At 47.4% G+C, this 21,146-nt stretch carries 20 protein-coding genes and 1 riboswitch; of the genes, 13 read left to right on the top strand and 7 right to left on the bottom strand.

From position 1 onward, the window contains the following. Positions 1-11 precede the first annotated feature (11 nt). The 11 genes from ptsP to I2G42_RS14660 all read left to right on the top strand — a co-directional run bounded on the left by ptsP (position 12) and on the right by I2G42_RS14660 (position 12,364). Positions 12-1,640: a phosphoenolpyruvate--protein phosphotransferase gene (gene ptsP / locus I2G42_RS14710; protein WP_055226003.1), complete on the top strand. Its 1,629-nt coding sequence runs from the start codon at positions 12-14 to the stop codon at positions 1,638-1,640. A 223-nt stretch (positions 1,641-1,863) separates the two neighbouring features. Next, a riboswitch (SAM riboswitch) is annotated at positions 1,864-1,975 on the top strand. 126 nt (positions 1,976-2,101) lie between these two features. Then, entirely contained in the window at positions 2,102-3,289 is a 1,188-nt protein-coding gene (gene metK / locus I2G42_RS14705; protein WP_022461274.1) for a methionine adenosyltransferase, read from the top strand. Between the two features lie 175 nt (positions 3,290-3,464). Further along, the gene (locus I2G42_RS14700) at positions 3,465-4,958 is read left to right on the top strand and encodes an ATP-binding protein (RefSeq protein WP_195531209.1); all 1,494 of its coding nucleotides are present in this window, start codon (positions 3,465-3,467) and stop codon (positions 4,956-4,958) included. Next, positions 4,955-5,644, top strand: coding sequence for a response regulator transcription factor (locus I2G42_RS14695; RefSeq protein ID WP_022461272.1), 690 nt, complete (start codon positions 4,955-4,957; stop codon positions 5,642-5,644). The genes I2G42_RS14700 and I2G42_RS14695 overlap by 4 nt, the downstream gene beginning before the upstream one ends. Before the next feature lie 27 nt (positions 5,645-5,671). Beyond that, entirely contained in the window at positions 5,672-6,268 is a 597-nt protein-coding gene (locus tag I2G42_RS14690) for a nucleoside/nucleotide kinase family protein (protein ID WP_055226007.1), read from the top strand. 54 nt (positions 6,269-6,322) lie between these two features. Then, the gene (gene holB, locus I2G42_RS14685; RefSeq protein ID WP_173828546.1) at positions 6,323-7,312 is read left to right on the top strand and encodes a DNA polymerase III subunit delta'; all 990 of its coding nucleotides are present in this window, start codon (positions 6,323-6,325) and stop codon (positions 7,310-7,312) included. A gap of 4 nt (positions 7,313-7,316) precedes the next feature. After that, the gene (locus I2G42_RS14680) at positions 7,317-8,219 is read left to right on the top strand and encodes a PSP1 domain-containing protein (RefSeq protein WP_195531207.1); all 903 of its coding nucleotides are present in this window, start codon (positions 7,317-7,319) and stop codon (positions 8,217-8,219) included. A gap of 169 nt (positions 8,220-8,388) precedes the next feature. Further along, positions 8,389-9,072: a tRNA1(Val) (adenine(37)-N6)-methyltransferase gene (locus tag I2G42_RS14675; protein WP_055226320.1), complete on the top strand. Its 684-nt coding sequence runs from the start codon at positions 8,389-8,391 to the stop codon at positions 9,070-9,072. Positions 9,073-9,076: 4 nt separating this feature from the next. Beyond that, positions 9,077-9,922, top strand: coding sequence for a 16S rRNA (cytidine(1402)-2'-O)-methyltransferase (gene rsmI / locus I2G42_RS14670; protein ID WP_055226013.1), 846 nt, complete (start codon positions 9,077-9,079; stop codon positions 9,920-9,922). Between the two features lie 162 nt (positions 9,923-10,084). Further along, positions 10,085-11,452, top strand: a complete 1,368-nt coding sequence (locus I2G42_RS14665) for an MATE family efflux transporter (RefSeq protein WP_055226015.1) — start codon at positions 10,085-10,087, stop codon at positions 11,450-11,452. A gap of 303 nt (positions 11,453-11,755) precedes the next feature. Continuing rightward, positions 11,756-12,364 (top strand): hypothetical protein, encoded by a 609-nt coding sequence (locus tag I2G42_RS14660; RefSeq protein ID WP_055226017.1) that lies wholly within the window; start codon positions 11,756-11,758, stop codon positions 12,362-12,364. 9 nt (positions 12,365-12,373) lie between these two features. Here I2G42_RS14660 and I2G42_RS14655 read toward each other — a convergent pair whose 3' ends face one another. Together I2G42_RS14655 and I2G42_RS14650 are read right to left on the bottom strand one after the other, a co-directional pair. Beyond that, a complete protein-coding gene (locus tag I2G42_RS14655; protein WP_055226019.1) occupies positions 12,374-13,606 on the bottom strand; it encodes an aminopeptidase in 1,233 nt (410 codons plus the stop codon). 203 nt (positions 13,607-13,809) lie between these two features. Beyond that, the gene (locus I2G42_RS14650; protein WP_055226022.1) at positions 13,810-14,526 is read right to left on the bottom strand and encodes a histidine phosphatase family protein; all 717 of its coding nucleotides are present in this window, start codon (positions 14,524-14,526) and stop codon (positions 13,810-13,812) included. A gap of 336 nt (positions 14,527-14,862) precedes the next feature. Here I2G42_RS14650 and I2G42_RS14645 point away from each other — a divergent pair, with 336 nt between their 5' ends. Next, positions 14,863-15,411, top strand: a complete 549-nt coding sequence (locus I2G42_RS14645; RefSeq protein WP_055226024.1) for a helix-turn-helix domain-containing protein — start codon at positions 14,863-14,865, stop codon at positions 15,409-15,411. Positions 15,412-15,415: 4 nt separating this feature from the next. Then, the gene (locus I2G42_RS14640) at positions 15,416-16,231 is read left to right on the top strand and encodes a hypothetical protein (RefSeq protein WP_055226026.1); all 816 of its coding nucleotides are present in this window, start codon (positions 15,416-15,418) and stop codon (positions 16,229-16,231) included. A gap of 100 nt (positions 16,232-16,331) precedes the next feature. Here I2G42_RS14640 and I2G42_RS14635 read toward each other — a convergent pair whose 3' ends face one another. The 5 genes from I2G42_RS14635 to I2G42_RS14615 all read right to left on the bottom strand — a co-directional run bounded on the left by I2G42_RS14635 (position 16,332) and on the right by I2G42_RS14615 (position 21,042). Further along, entirely contained in the window at positions 16,332-17,357 is a 1,026-nt protein-coding gene (locus I2G42_RS14635; RefSeq protein WP_055226028.1) for a vWA domain-containing protein, read from the bottom strand. A 273-nt stretch (positions 17,358-17,630) separates the two neighbouring features. After that, complete coding sequence (locus tag I2G42_RS14630) at positions 17,631-18,860, bottom strand: OmpA family protein (protein WP_195531206.1); 1,230 nt, start codon at positions 18,858-18,860, stop codon at positions 17,631-17,633. Positions 18,861-18,915: 55 nt separating this feature from the next. Then, positions 18,916-19,815 carry a hypothetical protein gene (locus I2G42_RS14625; RefSeq protein WP_055226049.1) on the bottom strand — a complete coding sequence of 300 codons (900 nt, stop codon included), beginning with the start codon at positions 19,813-19,815 and terminating at the stop codon, positions 18,916-18,918. Then, positions 19,805-20,290: a hypothetical protein gene (locus I2G42_RS14620; RefSeq protein ID WP_055226050.1), complete on the bottom strand. Its 486-nt coding sequence runs from the start codon at positions 20,288-20,290 to the stop codon at positions 19,805-19,807. Before I2G42_RS14620 ends, I2G42_RS14625 begins: the two co-directional genes overlap by 11 nt. Next, positions 20,290-21,042: a hypothetical protein gene (locus I2G42_RS14615; protein WP_055226053.1), complete on the bottom strand. Its 753-nt coding sequence runs from the start codon at positions 21,040-21,042 to the stop codon at positions 20,290-20,292. The genes I2G42_RS14620 and I2G42_RS14615 overlap by 1 nt, the downstream gene beginning before the upstream one ends. Between the last annotated feature and the right edge of the window lie 104 nt (positions 21,043-21,146).

Genomic DNA, 21,146 nt, shown 5'->3' with positions numbered 1-21,146 from the left:
GAGGATAAAAAATGCAGTATTTTCAGGGGAAATCCGTATATAAAGGAATTGTTATGGGACCGGTTGCGGTTCTGAAGAAAAATGATTACCAGGTTAAAAGAGCCCGGATTGAAGATCCGGAAGCAGAAGTAAAACGTGTGAAAGAAGCCGTGGAGGTTTCGAAAAAACAGCTTGGCAGACTGTATGACAAGGCAGTCCGGGAAGTTGGAGAGGCAAGTGCGGCGATCTTTGAAGTCCATCAGATGATGCTGGAGGATGAGGACTATCTGGAATCAATGGAGAACATGATTCGGATAGAGCTGGTAAATGCAGAATATGCAGCGGCAGCAACCGGCGATAATTTTGCAGAGATGTTTGCAGCTATGGATGATGAATATATGAAGGCACGTTCCGCAGATGTAAAAGATATTTCCGAACGTCTGGTCCGCAATTTAAGCGGAGAGGGAGATAACGACCTGAGCTCTATGGAACCATCTATTATAGTGGCAGACGATTTAAGTCCGAGTGAAACTGTACAGATGGACAAAGAAAAAATACTTGCGTTTGTGACTGTGCATGGATCTACCAATTCTCATACTGCGATTCTTGCGCGAATGATGAATATTCCGGCATTAATCGGCGTCCCGATGGATTTAAACAGTCTGAAAACAGGCATGATGGCCGTTGTAGACGGTTTTTCAGGTCAGGTTATCTTTGAGCCGGAGGAGGATGTGCAGAAGGAAACCGAAAAAAGAATGCAGGAAGAAGCAGAAAAACAGAAGCTTCTTGAGGAGTTGAAAGGAAAAGAAAATATTACACCGGATGGCCGTAAGATCAACATCTATGCAAATATCGGCAGTGTTGGTGACCTTGGCTATGTGATGGAAAATGATGCCGGTGGAATCGGACTTTTCCGAAGTGAATTTCTCTATCTTGGAAGAAATGATTTCCCAACGGAGGAAGAGCAGTTTCAGGCATATAAACAGGCCGTGCAGACCATGGCAGGCAAAAAAGTGATTATCCGTACGCTGGATATCGGGGCAGATAAGCAGGTAGAATACTTTAATCTTGGAAAAGAAGAAAATCCGGCGCTTGGGTACCGTGCAATCCGGATTTGTCTGAAACAGCCGGAAATTTTTAAAGCGCAGCTTCGCGCATTGTTCCGCGCAGCCGTTTACGGAAACCTTTCTGTCATGTATCCGATGATCACATCAACAGAAGAGGTAGAAAAAATCTACGCAATTGTTGCAGAAGTAGAGGAAGAGCTGAAAAAACAGGAAGTGCAGTATAAAATTCCGGAGCAGGGCATTATGATCGAGACACCGGCTGCCGTGATGATCAGCGACCGTCTGGCGGAAATGGTGGATTTCTTCAGCATCGGAACGAACGACCTGACGCAGTATACCCTGGCGATTGACCGTCAGAATGAGCAGCTGGATGATTTTTACAACGCACACCATGAAGCAGTTCTTCGGATGATTCGCATGGTGGTGGAAAATGCACACAAATGCGGAAAATGGGCAGGAATCTGCGGGGAGCTCGGTGCAGACCTGACATTGACGGAGCAGTTTGTACGAATGGGAGTGGATGAGCTTTCTGTTGCTCCGTCCATGATTCTGAAGCTGCGGAAGATTGTCCGCGAGATGAAAGCAGAAGAGTAGAAAAAACGATACAGCAGATAAGAAAACTCTCTGTTTTGGAGAGTTTTCTTATCTGTTCACAAATAACAGAAGATACAGCCGAAAAATCAGAAAAAAAAGAAAGGATGTTTGGGACAACAGTAAGAAAATGTCTCAAATCCTTTTATTTCCTCTTGACGAATGGCGTATTTTGCGATAGTGTATCAGAGTAACAAAAAACAAAATCAAAAATTGAGTTGCTTTTCTCTTATTCAGAGTGGTGGAGATACATAGGATCTGTGAAACCACGGCAACCCCCGGCAGATTGGTCTGCATGGGAAGGTGCCAGCCTGAGCGAAATTTTCGAACAATAAGGGGATTTGAACATTACTATTCAGGTCCGCTAAAAATTGCGGATCTTTTTTTACGAAAAAATGTTCAGGGAAAGCCAAAGCCCACGAACGAAAAGCAAAAGAGAAGAGAAGAAAAAAAGGAGAAAAAGAATGGAAAAAAGACTGTTTACTTCTGAGTCTGTAACCGAAGGACATCCGGACAAAATCTGTGATGCCATTTCTGACGCGATTCTGGATGCGCTGCTTGAGCAGGATCCGATGAGCCGTGTAGCTTGCGAAACCTGTACTACAACAGGATACGTTATGGTAATGGGTGAGATTACATCCAACGCACACATTGATTTCCAGCAGGTTGTACGTGATACCGTTCGCGAAATCGGCTACGACCGTGCAAAATACGGATTTGACGCAGATACCTGTGCTGTTGTAACTGCAATTGACAAACAGTCCACCGATATCGCTATGGGTGTAGACAAAGCGCTCGAAGCAAAAGAGAACAATATGAGCGATGAGGAGATCGATGCCATTGGAGCAGGAGATCAGGGAATGATGTTCGGATTCGCAACCAACGAGACCGAAGAGTACATGCCATACCCGATCTACATGGCACACAAACTGGCTCGCCAGCTGACCAAAGTCCGCAAAGACGGTACTTTAAGTTACCTGCGTCCGGACGGAAAAACACAGGTAACCGTAGAGTACGATGAGAACGGCAAACCGTTCCGTCTTGATGCGGTTGTTCTTTCCACTCAGCATGATCCGGAAGTATCCCAGGAGCAGATTCATGAGGATATCAAAAAATACGTATTCGACGAAATCATCCCGGCAGACATGGTAGATGAGCACACCAAGTTCTTCATTAACCCGACCGGCCGTTTTGTAATCGGCGGACCTCATGGAGATTCCGGCCTCACCGGACGTAAGATCATCGTAGACACCTACGGCGGATACGCTCGTCACGGCGGCGGAGCTTTCTCCGGAAAAGACTGTACAAAGGTAGACCGTTCTGCAGCTTATGCAGCACGTTACGTAGCAAAGAATATCGTAGCAGCAGGTCTTGCCGACAAATGCGAGGTCCAGCTTTCCTACGCAATCGGTGTCGCTCATCCGACTTCCATCATGATCGACAGCTACGGCACAGGAAAACTCTCCGACAACAAACTGACCGACATCGTTCGTGAGAACTTCGACCTTCGTCCGGCTGGAATCATCAAAATGCTGGATCTGCGCCGCCCGATCTACAAACAGACTTCCGCTTACGGCCACTTCGGAAGAAACGATCTGGATCTGCCGTGGGAGGAACTGGATAAAGTAGAAGACCTGAAGAAATACCTCTAATTTCAGGCTTTTCTGTTTATAGAAAGTTTAGAAAGATTCATCTAAGTTAATGAAAAATCCTCAGGCGTTGTGCTATAATAAATTTAGACTGCGTACTGGGGATTTTTTGTGCGCAAAAGTACGAAATATGTGTTGAAAAACAGGTGGATCTTATATGGAAAAAAAGAAGAAAAGCATGAAATTAAGGACGAGAGTAATCATTTCTTTTTTCATCATCATACTGGTTCCGATCGTGATGTGTGCCTTGACATTTTACTTTTTTGTAGGGTATAAAGCAAAGATTATCGGTGAAAAATACGGTCTTGCGAACGCAACATACCGGACGATTTCGAACAACACCCTGCTGCTGAATGCGATGACATCAGAAGAGTACGACGAAGTAGAGGATACCGCGAAATCGGATACGGCAAAGCTGGAAGAAACAAATTATCTCTCTGTTCTGAATGCAAGACTGCAGAAAAAACAGTCGTTTATCGCGGTGCGCGAGGATGGTGTTATCATTTACAATGGCTCGGAGGAGCTGTCGTCGGAGGAGCTGGAAAATGAGCTGCCGAAATACGGTGACCCGGGGGCCAATTCGAAGGGCGGCGTTTATTTCCGCAATGAAAAACAGTGGATGGTCAAACAGGTGGACTATGAGAACTCGGACGGAAAAGAATGCAGTGCGTTCATCGTCACCAAGACAGACCAGATTGCGCCGCAGATTACGGGCATGGTAAAAGAGCTAGGCATCGTGATTGTGCTGATTCTGGTGCTCACCAGTCTGGGCCTGAGCTTCTGGATTTACCGCGGTGTGATCGGACCGCTCGAGCAGCTGAAAAAGGCGACACAGAATATCAAAGACGGAAATCTGGATTTCACTGTTGAACCGTGCGGCGTGGCGGAGATTAATGACCTCTGCGAGGACTTTGAGGAGATGCGTATCCGGCTGAAAGAGACGGCGGAGGAAAAAGTCGAGTTTGACAAAGAGAATAAAGAGCTGATCAGTAACATTTCGCATGATCTGAAAACACCGATTACCGCGGTCAAGGGTTATGTCGAGGGAATCATGGACGGTGTGGCAAATACGCCGGAGAAGATGGACCGCTACATCCGCACCATTTACAACAAAGCGAATGAGATGGACCGTCTGATCAATGAGCTGACGTTTTATTCCAAGATTGACACGAACCGCATTCCGTATACGTTTTCCAAGATTCACATTGCGGATTATTTTGATGACTGCGTGGAGGAACTGAATCTGGAGCTTGACGCGCAGCATGTGGATCTGACATACTTTAATTATCTCGAGGACGACCCGATCGTCATCGCGGATGCGGAGCAGATCAAGCGTGTCATCAATAACATTGTAAGCAATTCCATCAAATATATGGACAAGAGCCATAAGGTCATCAACATCCGTCTGCGTGATGTCGGAGATTTTGTGCAGGTGGAGATTGAGGACAACGGAAAGGGAATTGCGACGAAGGATCTGACGAAGATTTTCGACCGTTTCTACCGCACCGACGCGTCCCGCAACAGCACGAGGGGCGGCAGCGGCATCGGTCTTTCCATCGTGAAGAAGATTCTCGAAGACCACGGCGGAAAAGTGTGGGCCACCAGCAAAGAAGGCGTGGGCACCACGATGTACTTTGTATTAAGAAAATATCAGGAGGTACCTGTTTCATGAGTAAGATACTGATTGTTGAGGATGAGGAATCCATTGCGGATCTGGAGAAGGATTATTTAGAACTTTCGGGCTTTGAGGTAGAGATTGAAAACCAGGGAGACACCGGTCTTGTGCGGGCGGTCAAAGAGGATTTTGATCTGCTGATTCTGGATCTGATGCTGCCGGAGGTGGATGGCTTTGAGATCTGCCGTGAGGTGCGTGAGAAGAAAGATATTCCGATTATCATGGTTTCGGCAAAGAAGGATGATATCGACAAAATCCGCGGACTCGGTCTTGGTGCGGATGATTATATGACGAAGCCATTTTCTCCGAGTGAGCTGGTTGCGCGCGTGAAAGCGCATCTGGCACGGTACGACCGTCTGGTCGGAAACGGCAAGAAAGAGAATGATGTTGTGGAGATCCGCGGCATCAAGATTGACAAGACGGCACGCCGCGTGTGGGTGAACGGAGAGGAGAAGCAGTTTACAACGAAAGAGTTCGATCTGCTGACCTTCCTTGCGGAGAATCCGAACCGCGTTTTCACGAAAGAAGAACTGTTCCGTGAGATCTGGGATATGGAGTCCATCGGAGATATTGCGACGGTTACGGTGCATATCAAGAAGATCCGTGAAAAAATAGAGTTTAATACGGCAAAGCCGCAGTATATCGAGACGATCTGGGGCGTTGGATATCGGTTTAAGGCATAAAGAATCTGTGTTTCGGGGAGAGATAAAATGGGAAAAATTTACTATCTGATGGGAAAAAGTGCGTCAGGGAAAGATCATATTTATGAGCATCTGATCCAGGAGACGGCGCTGGATTTAAAACCGTTTGTTCTGTATACAACACGGCCGATCCGGAGCGGGGAGCAGGACGGAAGAGAGTATTTCTTTGTGGATGAAAAACGGCTTTCGGAACTGCGGGAGGCCGGAAAGATTATCGAGGAGCGCATGTATTCGACGGTGCAGGGGCCGTGGTATTATTTTACGGCGGATGACGGGCAGATTGATCTTGCGAAGCATGATTATCTCGGAATCGGGACACTGGAATCGTATCTGAAATTAAAGGCATATTTCGGGGAGCAGGCGATGGTTCCGCTGTATGTCGAGGTGGACGACGGGCTGCGGCTTTCACGGGCACTGGAACGGGAAAGAAAACAGACAGAGCCGAAATACGCGGAGATGTGCCGGAGATTCCTGGCGGACTGTGAGGATTTTACGGAGGAGAAAATTGCGGAAGCTGGAATCGTCCGCAGATTTTCCAATAATTCTACGCCGGAAGACTGTTTTTCCGAAATTCAGAATTTTGTGGAACAACAGAAAAAGTTGTGATATACTTAATGCAGTATTAGTAAGAAATACAAAAGAACTCCAGGGGGTGATTTTATGCAGGGTTTTCAGAAGGTTGTAGGACATCAGGAAATCATAACGCATTTACAGAATGCCATTTCGATGAATAAAGTATCTCATGCTTATCTTTTTGGCGGAGAGAGTGGATCGGGAAAGAAAATGATGGCTTCACTGTTTGCGATGACGCTTCAGTGCGAGAAGCACGGGGTCGAGCCCTGTATGGAGTGCCCGTCCTGTAAAAAGGCACAGAGCCAGAATCATCCGGATATCATTTATGTGAAGCATGAAAAGCCGAACACCATCAGCATCGATGAAATCCGCGAGCAGCTCATTAACGATGTGATGATCAAGCCGTACAGCAGTCCGTACAAGATTTATATCATCGACGAGGCGCAGAAGCTGACACTTCAGGCGCAGAACGCGCTGCTGAAGACGATCGAGGAGCCGCCGGTCTACGCAGTTGTCATGCTTCTGGCAGACAACCCGGATGCGTTGCTTCCGACGATTTCGTCACGCTGCGTGCAGTTAAATTTAAAACCAGTGGGAGACCAGCTTGTGAAAGATTATCTGATGAACGAAATGCATGTGCCGGATTACCAGGCAGAGGTTGATGCGTCCCTGGCGCAGGGAAATATCGGAAAAGCAGAGCGGATTGCCCGTTCTCCGGAATACGAGGAGACGCTGGAAAATGCACTCCGCATGGCAAAGTACGCCGACAGTATGCCGCTGTATGAAATCGTGGAGACGATCAAAAAACTGACGGCCGAAAAAGACAATATTGATGATTACTTCGATATCTTTTCTTTATGGTTCCGCGATGTTCTGCTCTTTAAGGCGACAAAAGAGGTCGATTCCCTTGTGTTCAAGCAGGAGCTGAATGGAATCCGTGAGAGAGCAAATAAGAGCTCATACGAAGGCCTGGAGAAGATTATAGAGGCGATTCAGAAGGCGAGAGCCCGCCTGAACGCGAATGTTAATTTTGATTTAACCATGGAGCTTATGTTCCTGACAATGAAGGAAAACTGATAGCATGATAACAATTATAGGAGTACGTTTTCGAAACGTAGGAAAAGTATATTATTTCTCGCCGAGAGAGCTGGACATCTGCGTGGGCGACCACGTTATCGTTGAGACGGCGCGCGGCGTAGAGTATGGTTTCGTTGTGCTGGGGCCAAAAGAAGTTGACGATTCCAAGGTGATCCAGCCGTTGAAAGAAGTCATCCGCATTGCAACGCCGAAGGATGATGCGCGGGAGGAGAGCAACCGCAAGAAAGAAAAAGAAGCGTTTGAAATCTGCCAGAAGAAGATCCGGGCGCACAACCTGGAGATGAAGCTGATCGATGCAGAGTATACGTTTGACAATAACAAGATGCTGTTTTACTTTACCGCCGACGGAAGAATTGATTTCCGTGAGCTGGTAAAGGATCTGGCGGCTGTCTTTAAGACGAGAATCGAGCTTCGCCAGATCGGTGTCCGCGATGAGACAAAGATTCTCGGCGGAATCGGCATCTGCGGCAGACCGCTTTGCTGCCATACGTATCTGTCCGAGTTTGCACCGGTTTCGATCAAGATGGCAAAAGAGCAGAACCTGTCCCTGAACCCGACGAAGATTTCGGGTGTCTGCGGACGACTGATGTGTTGCCTGAAAAACGAGCAGGAAACCTATGAATACCTGAACCGCAAGCTGCCGGGTGTCGGCGATATCGTCACGCTGCCGGACGGCATGAAAGGTGAGGTTTTCGGTGTGAATGTGCTTCGTCAGCTCGTAAAAGTGCTGGTGGATGTGAACGATGAGAAGGAAATGCGGGAGTACCCGGTGGAAGAGCTCAAGTTCAAGCCGAAGCATAAGAAGGCAAAAGGCAAAGAGAAGAAAAAAGACAGAAACAGCTCCGGGGAGCAGGCTTCTTCGGAAGAGGCAAAACAGCCGGAATAAGATTGATTTGGAATGCATTTTGAAAAAAGTAAGCGCCGGGTAAAACTGACGCTTCTTTTTGTGTGATGCGGCGCTGGGCGGTCAGCAGGAGGAGGGATTTTCATTGGATAGAAAAGAAGAATTTTTGAAGCCGGGTGAGCGGCTCGATGATCTGCAGAACGGTTACTGGATGATACAAAATCCATCCCTTTTCTGCTATGGCATTGACGCGGTGCTGCTGGCATCCTACGCGAAGGTGAAGCGCGGGGAGCGGGCGATGGATTTCTGCACGGGATCGGGAATTGTGCCGATTCTGCTGAAGGCGAAGACAAACGGAGAGCATTTTTCCGGGCTGGAAATTCAGGAGTACAGTGCCGAGATGGCACAGCGGAGTGTGCGGTACAATCATCTGGAAAATGATGTTGAGATTTTCCAGGGAGATGTGAAGACGGCATCGCAGCAGTTTGGAAAAGAAGTGTTTGATGTGGTAACGTGCAATCCGCCGTACATGACGGGGCAGCACGGGCTGACGAATGCGCTTGAGGCGAAGACGATTGCGCGGCATGAGGTGCTGTGCTCGTTTGATGATATTGCAAAAGAGGCATCGGCGGTTTTAAAGACGAAAGGACGGTTCTATCTGGTGCACCGGCCGTTCCGGCTGGCGGAGATTTTTTCGACGCTGAAAAAATATCATCTGGAACCAAAGAGGATGCAGCTCGTTTATCCGTTTGTGGACAAGGAGCCGAACATGGTGCTGATCGAGGCGATGAAAGGCGGGAATCCGAGAATTACCGTGGAGAAACCGCTGATTGTGTATGAGACGCCGGGCGTGTATACAAAGGACATCCGGGAATTATATGGAGACGGGAGATAAGAACATGGCAGGAAAATTATATTTGTGTGCAACACCAATTGGAAATCTGGAGGACATGACCTTCCGTGCAATCCGCATTCTGCAGGAGGTCGATCTGATCGCGGCGGAGGATACGAGAAACAGCATTAAGCTGCTGAACCATTTTGAGATTCATACGCCGATGACGAGTTATCACGAATACAACAAATACGACAAGGGCCGCGAGCTGGTGCAGAAGCTGCTGGCGGGAACAAACATTGCCCTTATCACCGATGCCGGAACACCGGGAATCTCAGACCCGGGGGAGGAGCTGGTGAAAATGGCATACGAAGCCGGAATCGAAGTGACGAGTCTGCCGGGGGCGTGTGCGTGTGTAACGGCACTGACGCTGTCGGGACTTTCGACGAGAAGATTTGTGTTTGAAGCGTTTCTTCCGCCGGATAAAAAAGAACATAAACTGGCGCTGGAGCGGCTGAAAAACGAGACACGAACCATGATCGTGTACGAGGCGCCGCATCATCTGCTGAAAACGCTGCGGGAACTGCTGGAAATCCTTGGCAACCGCCGCCTGACACTGTGTCGGGAACTGACGAAAAAGCATGAGACAGCATGGCAGACCACAATAGAAGATGCCATTACCCGCTACGAGCAGGAAGATCCGAAGGGCGAATGCGTTCTTGTGATCGAAGGCAGAAGCCAGAAAGAAATCGAGGACGAGGCGAAGGCTGCGTTTGAGGAAATTTCGATTGAGGAACATATGAAACGGTATGAAGACCAGGGGATTGCGCGGAAAGAGGCGATGAAGCTTGTGGCAAAAGACCGTGGCGTAACGAAGAGAGATATTTATCAGTATTTACTGGGAAAAGAATAACGACACGCTCTAAGAGAAGGAAAGAGAGGAAGAAGTATGAAAATCTGTAAAATTTTGTGTTATTGTATTTGTTTTACAGATTTGGAGATATTCCTTGTCCGGTAGTTACTCCCGTCTGTTATAATAGGAACAATGAAGTATTTTTGAGGGAGGAAATTTTTTATGTCACAGTCACAAACCCGGCGGAGTTCTCAGGTCGATCTGCTTCACGGCCCGATCCTGAAATCTCTGCTGCTTTTTGCCCTGCCGATTATGGCGTCCCGCGTGTTTCAGCAGATTTACAACACGATGGATACGCTGATCGTCGGCTATACACTCGGCGACTCATCGATTGCGGCGATGGGTGCCTGCTCATCCATCTATGAGATGATGACCGGATTTACGTTCGGCGTCGGAAACGGTCTTGCGATCGTCACGGCGCGCTGCTTTGGACGGCAGGAGACGGACCGGATGAAAAAATCGGTCGCATCCTGTATCGTCATCGGCGTTGCCGTCACACTGGTAGTTACCATTCTGGCGACGATCTTCATGCATCCGCTGCTGCGCCTGCTGAAAACACCGGCGGAGATTCTTGAGGAATCCTACAGCTATATTTCGATTCTCTCGATTTTCCTGTTCGTCATGTTCGCCTACAACCTGTGCTCCGGCCTGCTGCGGGCGATCGGCAACAGCTTCATGCCGCTTGTGTTCCTGATCTTTTCATCGCTGGTGAACATCGTGCTTGATCTGCTGTTTATCCGCACCTTCGGCATGGGTGTCCGGGGTGCCGCGATTGCAACCGTCATTGCACAGGGCATTTCCGTTGTGCTCTGCCTGATTTATATTGTTACGAAAGCGAAAATCCTGCTTCCGGAAAAACGCCACTTCGCGCTGGACCGCGGACTGTACGCAGATCTGCTGGCGCAGGGATTTTCGATGGGATTTATGAGCAGCATCATTTATGTTGGTTCGATCGTTCTGCAGCCGGGCATCAACAGCCTCGGATATGAAACTATCGCCGGACATACCGCTGCGAGAAAGCTGTTTTCGTTCTCCATGATGCCGCTTTCCTCCATGGCGCAGGCCGTCAACACCTACGTTGCACAGAACCGCGGCGCAGACAACTGGGAGCGCGTGCGGAAAGGCATCCGTTACGCTTACATTTTCTGCTTCAGCGTAACCGCGTGTCTGATTGTAATCGTCACCCCGCTTGCACCAACCATGGTACACCTGATCTCTGGTTCATCCGACCCGACCGTCCTCGGAAACGGAGCCCGCTACCTCCGCGTAGCCATCCCGTTTTTCTTCGCCCTTGGTCTTGTCAACTGCAGCCGTCTGGCACTGCAGGCACTCGGAGAGAAAATTCTGCCGTTGCTGTCGAGCTTTATTGAGCTGTTTGGAAAGATTATCTTTGCCATGGTATTCATTCCACGCTACCACTACAGCGCCGTAATCTGGTGCGAACCGATCATCTGGTGTTTCATGGCTGTGGAGCTTGTGATTTCACTGTATCGAAATCCTTATATGAGAAAAGGGAAGACAGGAAACTGATTTTTAAATGAAAAAATTACCGGCCAATGCACGGAAAAATCTGTGTGTTGACCGGTAATTATATATCACATTATATTATTCATAGCAGGCACTGAATGCAGGTCTCATTTCTTCATTTTAAAACACCACCCTTATAATGTTTATTATTATATACGTATAAAACTAAAATATCAATTTTAGAAAGCATTATAAAACGACGGCATAATAAAAATTTGTGGGATTATGGTGTATACTTGAGTTTCGAATCATGGAAAATATAAAGTCAGCATATTTTTATAAAGATCTTTTTAGTCAGGTGATGCAATGAACATTCTATGGAGTTCCATGCTGCTTCTCGGAATCGCATATGGCGCGCTGCAGGGACGGATGCCGGAGGTGACGGATGGGGTGATTCAGGCTTCGAGGGAGGCGGTGGTGCTGGCGGTTTCGCTGGTTGGGGTGACGGGTTTCTGGGCAGGGCTGATGGAGATTGCGAAGAAGGCGGGAGTGATTGACGGGCTGGTGAAACGAATGGGGCCGGTGATGCGGTTTTTGTTTCCGGAAGTGCCGGAAGATCACTCTGTGATGCTCTCGGCGGGGATGAATATGATCTGTAATGTGTTCGGACTCGGCGCGGCTGCGACGCCGCCGGGGCTTGCGGCGATGGAGCGGTTTGAGGAGCTGGAGGAAGAGCGGCGGAAAATGAAAAACCCGGCCGCAGTTCCAGAAGGAACCGCAAACCGGGAAATGTGTACGTTTTTGATTTTAAATATTTCTTCTCTGCAGCTCATCCCCGTCAACATCATTGCGTACCGCAGTCAGTACGGCAGCGTCCACCCAACAGCAATTGTCGGACCGGCGCTTGCTGCGACGGCTGCGAGTACGATTGCGGCGGTGGTGTTTTGCAAAGTGATGGAAAAGATGGGGCGATGATTATTCAGATTACTCAGCCCAGGTGCCGTTTACAAAGACATCGGTCTCGCTTCCGTCTTCGTGAATACCCACGATATGCAGGTCATCCGATCCAACCATAAAGTCAACGTGGATCAGGGAATCGTTGACACCCTTTGCGAGGATTTCTTCATCACTCATATCCATAAATCCGTCCAGCACCTCGGAAAAGCCGGCGCCGGCGGCAACGTGGCAGCATGCATTCTCGTCGAACAGAGTGTTAAAGAACATCAGTCCGGACTGGTTGATCGGGGACTCCTTCGGAACGAGTGCAACCTCGCCGAGCATCGCGGCGCCCTCATCTATCGCGAACATTTTCTTCAGAACCTCTTCGCCCTGTTCTGCGTGGCAGTCGACAACCTTTCCGTCCTTAAAATCAACGGTAAAGTTGTTGATAACCTGGCCGGACCAGCTTAACGGTTTGGTGGAAACGAGGCGGCCTTCACATTTGCCGCGCATCGGGCTGGTGAAAACTTCTTCGGTCGGCATATTCGGGACATAGAAGGTATTGTTCATATGGTTGATATCGCCAGCGCCGCTCCACTTTGCGCCCGGAATCAGTTCAACTGTGAAATCGGTGCCGTTTTTGCTGGTATAATGCAGTTTGCGGAACGCCTGTTCATTCAGCCAGTTGGCTTTTTGGGTCATGCGGTCACAGTGTGCCTGCCAGATTTTTTCAACATCTTCGCCTTCTTTTAAATACAGGCAATCAAAAATAGCATTCCACAGCTTCTCGACCGCAATATCCTCCGGCTCGCCCGGAAATACTTTTTTTGCCCATGCCGGTGACGGAGCGGCAACGATCAGCCACTGATGTTTTCCGTCGAGCTGATCGCGGTATTTTTTCGTTACTTTCCCGCGCATCTGGCGGACGGTAGAGAGCAGATCGGCAGAGATGCCGGCAAGCTCATCCGGATCGGAGGAGTCAATGAAAATGCGGACTGGAAGATCTACGGTCATCTGTTTGAGGCGCTCCTCCTCCCAGTTCTGAACCGTACCGAGTGTTTCGGCTGTGGCGTACTGATAACTCAGCTTGTTAATTGGACCACACTCCCAGATCAGCTCAACATAGCTTGCACCGGCTTTGTAACACTCTTCCGTGACCATGGTAGCAAGCAGAACCTGATCCACACCGGCCTGCAGACGGACACGCTGTCCTTTCTGTACATTTGCGCCGATTTTTACGATCAGCTTTGCGTATTCTCTTAATTTTGCTTCATTCATGATAAAAAGCTCCCTTTTTGTAAAGTTTGTTTCAACTCACAGTCGGTATTTTCACGGAGTCTGACGTGTCGAAAATAGTTCGACTGTGACTTGCCTCATGTCAGTGGAGGATACCGATTTCTCTCCGCCCGCCACTGCCGTTATGTTTCTTTTAACAATTCATCCCACCGCTTTAGAAGCGAGGGACTTCTTGTCTACGGATGTTAAAATTGGAATGGATCGTTAAACGCTCCATAATACGAAACCGGTTCGCCCGCAGAAAGCAGGTGATGGACATCGCCGACGGTCTGGCAGCGGAAGTACACTTCGCCTGGTTTGCGCTCTTCCGTTCCGACGATCGTGACGGAAGTCGGCGCCAGGAACAGGCCCTGCCAGAGCTGCACCGGCGTTGTGTTGAGCAGATGGGACAGCGCGACGCAGGTAACGCCGAGATGGCAGAAGCAGACGATGACAGCTTCGCGGTTCGTTTCATCTGAAGCGTGGTAGCGGTAGCCGTCGCGTACATAACCGTAGCGAGCAAGCAGCGCATCGAGTCCGTCCGTTACGACACGATAATTTTCATCCATGTTTCCGGTTTTCATGATCGGGTTCTGTGTCCAGAGATCATGATCATAGAGATCCCGGTTCGCATCGAGCACATCCGGCAGAAAATCCCACGGAATCCGGCGTTTTCCGGTCTCCGGATCAAGGACAGGCGCATCAAATTCCCGCAGCCACGGAAGAATTTCGGCCTCGCGGCCCGCATTTTTCAGCGTAAAAGAAGCCGTATCCTTCGCGCGTCCGAGCGGCGAGCAGTAAAAATCGGTGACGTTCCATTTCGCCGTGCGCTTCGAAAGCAGCTCAGCCTCACGCCAGCCCTTTTCAGTCAGCGAATCAATCTCATAATTCGGTTCACCGTGGCGGATAAAGATAATTTTCATAAGAATTCCTTTCTTCGTATGCCACAAATCGTTTGGTTTATGCATCGAAAAGTCAATTTCAGTTCCGAAAAATCTGCGGCAGAGCACAGAACATTCAGAATTGATGTCACTTAGCTTAGTGTATCATAAATTGTCAAATTTGTGTGAGTTTATCCGGAAAAAGATGCGACAAATTGGAAGAGTGTGGTGAGATGTTGAGATCTATGGGGAAACAATTAAAATGATGGTTTTTAAGATTTAAAAACAATCAAAATAATGGTTTTTCGTTTACAAATACAGATTTTTATGATTCAATAAAGAAAAAGTCGGGAATTATAAAGCTGAAAGGTGAGGTTTATGAAAGAAAAATTATTTATAACGCCAGAATATACAACGGCAAAAGAAATCAAGGAACTTCGGAAGGAACTGCATCTGACGCAAAAGGAGTTTGCGGAACTGATTAATTGTTCCAAGCCAACGGTAGAGCGCTGGGAAAGAAGTGAAGAAGTGATTCGCGGACCGATTGTTTTACTTTTGAAAATGCTGCAAAAATATCCAGAATACGAACAGGAAGTGAAAGTTCCGGAAAAAATATGGCCGCTCAGAATCTGGTACATGTATGGGCAGAATGTATGTACCTTGATCGATGTGAATGAGCAGGAACGGAAAGTAAAAGTAAAAAATTATACAGACAAAATTATGTTTCGGGCATTCGGAGTTGTGGAAGAACCGGATTATGATCAGTATCTGGAATTTCTGGAATCACGATGCTTTCCGGAAAGCAGAGATAAGATGAAACTGATATTAAAAGATTTGGGACTGCCATTTTACGATCCGATTATGATTATAGAAAAAACGGAAGGACGGATGGCGGAAGATGATTTCTGGCTACGGATAGAGAGGTAGATGGATGATAGAATTATTTGAACAGAATATCAGGACGAATGAGCGTCAGTCGTCAAAAGGAAACCAGTTAAAATGGGAGAATAACGGAATCTGGTACAAAGCGGATTATACAGGATATGAGGGATTGGCAGAGTATATGATCTCGCATCTTCTGAAAAAATCAACGCTGGCGGAAGACGAATTTGTATGTTACGATCTGGAAAAAATAAAATATGGAACTGTGATTTATAACGGAGTAAAGAGTAGAAATTTTCTGAGGGAGGACTGGCAGATTATCACTTTGGAGAGACTGTTTAAAAATTCTTTTGGAGAAAGTCTGTATCAATCCCTGTATAGAATTCCAAAACATGAAGAACGCTTACGTTTCTTGGTACAGCAGGTGGAGCGTATGACCGGGCTTCAAAACTTTGGCGTCTATATGAACAAGCTGTTGACGATAGACGCATTTTTCCTGAACGAGGATCGTCATACGCATAATATAGCGGTGTTGATGAATGGAAAAGGTGACTATGCATACTGCCCGATTTTTGATCATGGGGCAGGGCTACTGTCAGATACAACGATGGATTATCCTTTATCGGGGGATACGTATGCACTGATGGATCAGGTTCAGGCAAAAACGATATGCAGTGAGTTTGATGAGCAGTTGGACCTTTCTGAAGCATTATATAGAGGGAATCTGAAGTTTCATTTTACGAAAAAAGATGTGACTGAATTGCTCGCGAATGCGGAGGGGTATCCAGAAGAAATACGAAAACGAGTGGAAATGATTTTGTTTGCACAAATGCGAAAATATGCGTATTTGTTTTCAAAGATGTAGAAAAATTGAGCAAAAAAGGACGAGTTACATCTATGGTTATTTTTTTGTCCAATAAATCAATTATATAAAGTCTGTTTAACATGTTATATAAAAATTTATGTCACACGCGAATATTTTCATTTTTTATTTCATTTATCCTATCGTCTTTTAATTCCAAGGGAACTGTTATATTTCCAGGTCTCAAAATTTGTTTTTTAGGATGCAGAAATCCCAGCGTAGCGGAAAACAGAATCCACAGGAGAAACCATAAAATACTCTGATAAACACCACTCTGGACACCGGATTCCAGAAGAACACTGCCAAGAAGGGAACCGGCCGCACTGCTGGAAACAATGAGTGGAAGGCTGGCATGATCCATGTAGGGGAGAGAAAGCAGTCCGCCGATGAGTAAACCAATGAGACTTAAGAAAATGACTCTGAGAAAACCGAAAAGCGTATTAAAATGGTTCATATAGCGGACAGAAAGCAGATCTCTTGTGGAATAGGAAGTTGCAGCGGTTTTCATTGCTTCAGCAAGATCGGAGGCCTGATTGACGGGAATAAATACGCCGCCTGTTATTTCCGCCATTTTCTTCATAAGGTCTTTGTCCACAGATCCAAGTGCGACCGTGCTGATGTTAATATTAAGATGATTGTATTCTTCCAGTGCGGCATTGAATTCCGGAATATTACCCTTGAACCACAAGAAGCCGTTATCCAGGTCTGTAGCGAAGCCGTCGGTTAAGAAAATGAGCTTTGGGTGTGTACCGCCGTTCCATTTTGCATCTTTGTAATCTTGCAGAATACGAAGTGTGGTTTCATAGATAGAGGTTGCTCCGTCACAGGTTACGGTGAATGCAGCTTCATTTTCCGTCATCGGCCCCATGTCACGCAGGATTTTAGGTTCAGAAGAAAAGGCGTAGACCATATAAGGAAGCGGGGAATCGGTGGAGTTCATGATCTCTGAAATAGCGTCATACCGAAGGCCTTCCGGATCATTTCCGCTCATGGAACCGGATTCATCGATGACAAAGATATAGCTGGTTGGCTCGATGATTTTCTGCTTTGGATTTAATTCGTATAAATATTCCAGCAGCATGGTCAGACAGAAGATGCCCACAATACTGAAGGTAAAATATTTGAGCATGGAGCGCGGACCTGAATACAGGAAATTTTCCCGGTCAAAAGAACCGATCCTGCCCATACGGTCAGGAACAGAACAGCAAATAATAAGGTACACAGGGCAGGAACCATCAAAAAGCCTGAAATCTTTAAACGATAGACAGAGTACAGATGATTACAGAAGAACCAGAGAGTGCCGCCTGAGGCAGCACTCATAAGGAAAACAGGTTTATTTATTCTGCGTTTTATGTTTTGGATCATAGACTGTGAAATGTCCTTTCTGTGGGAGAAGCGGAAATTAATGATTGTTCATAAGACTCTGGGCGAGTTCCGTATCGGCACTGATCAGGGTCACGTTACGATTTCTGCTGGCAGCGGCACCATCGTACCCGACGTTGCTGATGTGCCAGGGAGCTGAAGAACCCATGCCAAGGGTATGAATGCGGCTTTCAGCGATCCCTAAGTCATCACAGAGCGTTTTTTTTACGGCATCCGCTCTGGCCTGAGACAGGCTGAGGATGGATTCATCTGTGATGTCTCCGGCTGTAGAGCCGACAAGGAGGAGAGAGACGGATTCGTGTTTTGCCAGGTAATCTGCAATGGGACGAATGGTTTCCAAAGCGGCTTCCGGGTTAAGGTAGGCTGCTTCGTCACCAACGAATTGGACCTGGCTTTCTTCCAGAGCAACAGGTTCGTCGAATGCGTTGGATTCTTCGGTATCTGTTTCATCCAGAACGTCCGAGTCAAATACAATTGGCGTATCAGAAGGAATATCTACAACACTGACCGATGGGAGGGAATCTGTCGCGTTGGTATCGTTAGATACGGCAATATAGTCGTTTGATACGAATTCTCCGCCGGAGGCTTCGACAACAGCTTTCCAGATGCTGGTAAGGTTATTGCTCTGCTTGGGAGTAAGTTTTTCCTGAGGTGCTTCGACCTGCGCCATACCTAACCAGTATACGGTGCATCCGCTGAGATCAGGCAGGGCCTCCCGTTCTTTCAGCATATCAACGATAACCTGAGGCTCAGCAGACAGTAAGTTGTTCTGAAAGTTTAAGTAACCTGATGTGGACAGTCCGCTTCCACAGCAGATGATGGTGCGGGAAGTGTAGCTGGAATCCAGACTCCGCAGTGAGGAGGCACCAAGGCGGAGAGCTTCCAGATAATCGGCCTCTGGATTTACTGGTGTCACACTATCCACAATCTGAAGGAGATTGGAGGCTTTGCTGGCGGCATCTCTTTTCAGTCTCTCTTTGGATGCGGTTTTATACTGTTCATCAATATTGAGGTCCTCCGTGGAGATAAGCGCAGGGTCACCGTCTACGCGAGCGACAATGCAATAACCATAATTCATGGCAGCGTCGAGCATGGTATCCTGAATGAGCGGGGCGGATGAATCTACTGGTTTGGAGTTTGCTGTGTTTGCGATAATGTAAGCGACAGCCGGCTTGCTGGTTTCAGCAGAATTGGAACAGGAAGGGTCTGAATTGCTGCATCCGGTCAAAGTGAAAAGTGCAGCAGCCATGACAGCAAAAGTGCATGTAAGTTTTGTGATTTTTTTCATCATAGTATTTTCCTCCTTAAACAGCTTCTGAAAAGTTGACAACGTGGTTTTTAGTTGGAACATCTCTGTCGATGGCAGGGAGAGCGGTTTTTTCACCGCTTGCAGCTGCAAGGGCAGCCAGTTCCCTGCCAAGACGATCAAAGATTTCATCAGAACGAGACTTACTCAGGACATTTGTTGAGGTGGGATCACCCAGCTGTTCCATGAGCTGCACTCTCATATCAGCCAGAAGGGTCAGAGAATCGTTGATGAGATCCTTTTTGGCATTGATAAGATGCTGGTGGTCTGCGTCCTGAATCTGTGATGAGTTAAAGCTGTCACATTCGTCCTGAATTGCTTCCAGACGGCGAATATAGTTTTTAAGCTCGTTAAGTGTAATTTCCTCACGGCAAAGCTGTTTTGCCAGCGGGTTGTACAGCTCGAAGCTGATGGCAAAATTGCCGACAGATGTAAAAACAGGAGTTGCAATGGCAATAATCGTTAATGCGATCGTTGCGGCATCCACTGTTCCGTCTGCAGAAGAGAGCGACATGGTGGAGAAACGGAGTACACCATTGATGATCAGGGCAAAAATCGGAACAGCTAACAGCAATGCCAGATTGAATTTATCGTGGCTGAGTCCCTGTCTGATCTTTTTTGCCAGAATGCCTGCAAAGGCGGCCACAACATCTGCTGCAAAGGCCAGTCCTGCGACCTGGCCCCAGATCATGATGGGAGAGTCGTAAGAAATGCGTACGAAGAGACTGCGGAAAAAGGCAATATCTATTACGACACAGAAGAGCATAAGCAGATAGGAGACAGGTGCGCAGAGCAACAGACTGTCTGGTTTGTATTTTGCTTTGACAGCGTCATCAGAATTTTCAAGCAGGAGTTCTCCACTTTTGTTCATTTTCAGTGCAAATGTATTATCTTTCATCTTCAACAACCTCCATTTTTTCTTTGATGCCGTAACATTTGTTCCAAAGCATCTGGGTATGTGCATGTTCGGTTTCCAGGACGGTTTCTTTTTCGCGCATCAGCTCGAGAATTCTTTGGATGTCCGCGCGATGTGCAGACATATTCCCATCCTGTCGATGATAAAAATCCAGGTGATCCAATGACTGGTCATCAAGGGAAATGAGACCGCTTCGGACCGGAGCAAGGATCTTATCAATCAGACAGTCCTCGTTGCCCGCGTCAACGGCGTTTGCGTTGATCAGGCGGGTCAGGGTATCGGTAAGTTCCGACTTTAACTGTTCCAGATGGTAGTTCTCCGGCTTTTTGTAGCCGACAGCTCTGTAGTTTTCGAACAGCAGATTGGTACGACGGCGGAAGTCATAAACGAGTACACGGCTGTCGTCTACTTCACTGATAAAACTGTTTTCTTTTTTCTTGTTTTTTCCAAATAACATTAGAGTACCTCCTCCTGTAATTCAGATGCCAGGGTAAGACGGAGCTTTTCCGCACGCTGCACCACTTGTTGATAGTGTTTTGAAAATTCCTGTTCAGAGTTGTTAGTGAATGTTACGTTCGGGAGAGCCGGAAGATCCGGAACATGACGCATCGCAGACCGCCAGTAAACATCAATGCGCCGCTGATGATGCTGAAGAACACGATTGGTGATTTTGGCAGCAGAATCAAAGCTCTCCGTGACCTGACTGAGGCTGGTGAAAATGGCTTCGATGGTATCGGAAAGTGCTTTCTCGGATTCGGCGACAGCTCTTTTAAACGGGAGAAGCGATTCTTCTCGTTCACGGTTTCTTCGAGCTGCAACTTGCACTTCAGTAAGACTTTCCTCACCTTCTTTCCGGCGTGTGAGGTCGACATCTTCTGCAAGGGCGTTCTTTAAAACCTGTTTGGCGGCAGTAAGGTTTGTTTTCAGCGGAACAACCGTATCGAAAAGAATATTGAGCTTTTTGAACTCGTCCTCTTCCTCGAACTTTAAGCGTCCCATCTGACCAGCGCAGAATTCTTCGTAGGAATCGACTTCCTGCTTCAGAACACTCGACTGCCAGTCCCCGTTTTGACTGCAGCGGAGGAGCCCATGTTTTCCATCCACCCAGCCGGCATATCTCATGGTAAGCTTTTCGACAGGACCAAGAGATTTTGCCTTGCCCTTGTCAAGGCTCTGTAAACGTTTTTGATATACTTTTTTATGATTCATGGTTTTCCTCCTTAGGTAAAATGTTTTTTGCAGGTACACTTGTGTATTACGATATTGGAAGCGGATCTTAACGTTTTTACAAAAATATTTTTTTTCTTTCAGCC

Origin of the sequence: Fusicatenibacter saccharivorans (assembly GCF_015557635.1) — a bacterium.
GTDB lineage: Bacteria > Bacillota > Clostridia > Lachnospirales > Lachnospiraceae > Fusicatenibacter > Fusicatenibacter saccharivorans.
This window is presented reverse-complemented; position numbering and strand designations above follow the sequence as displayed.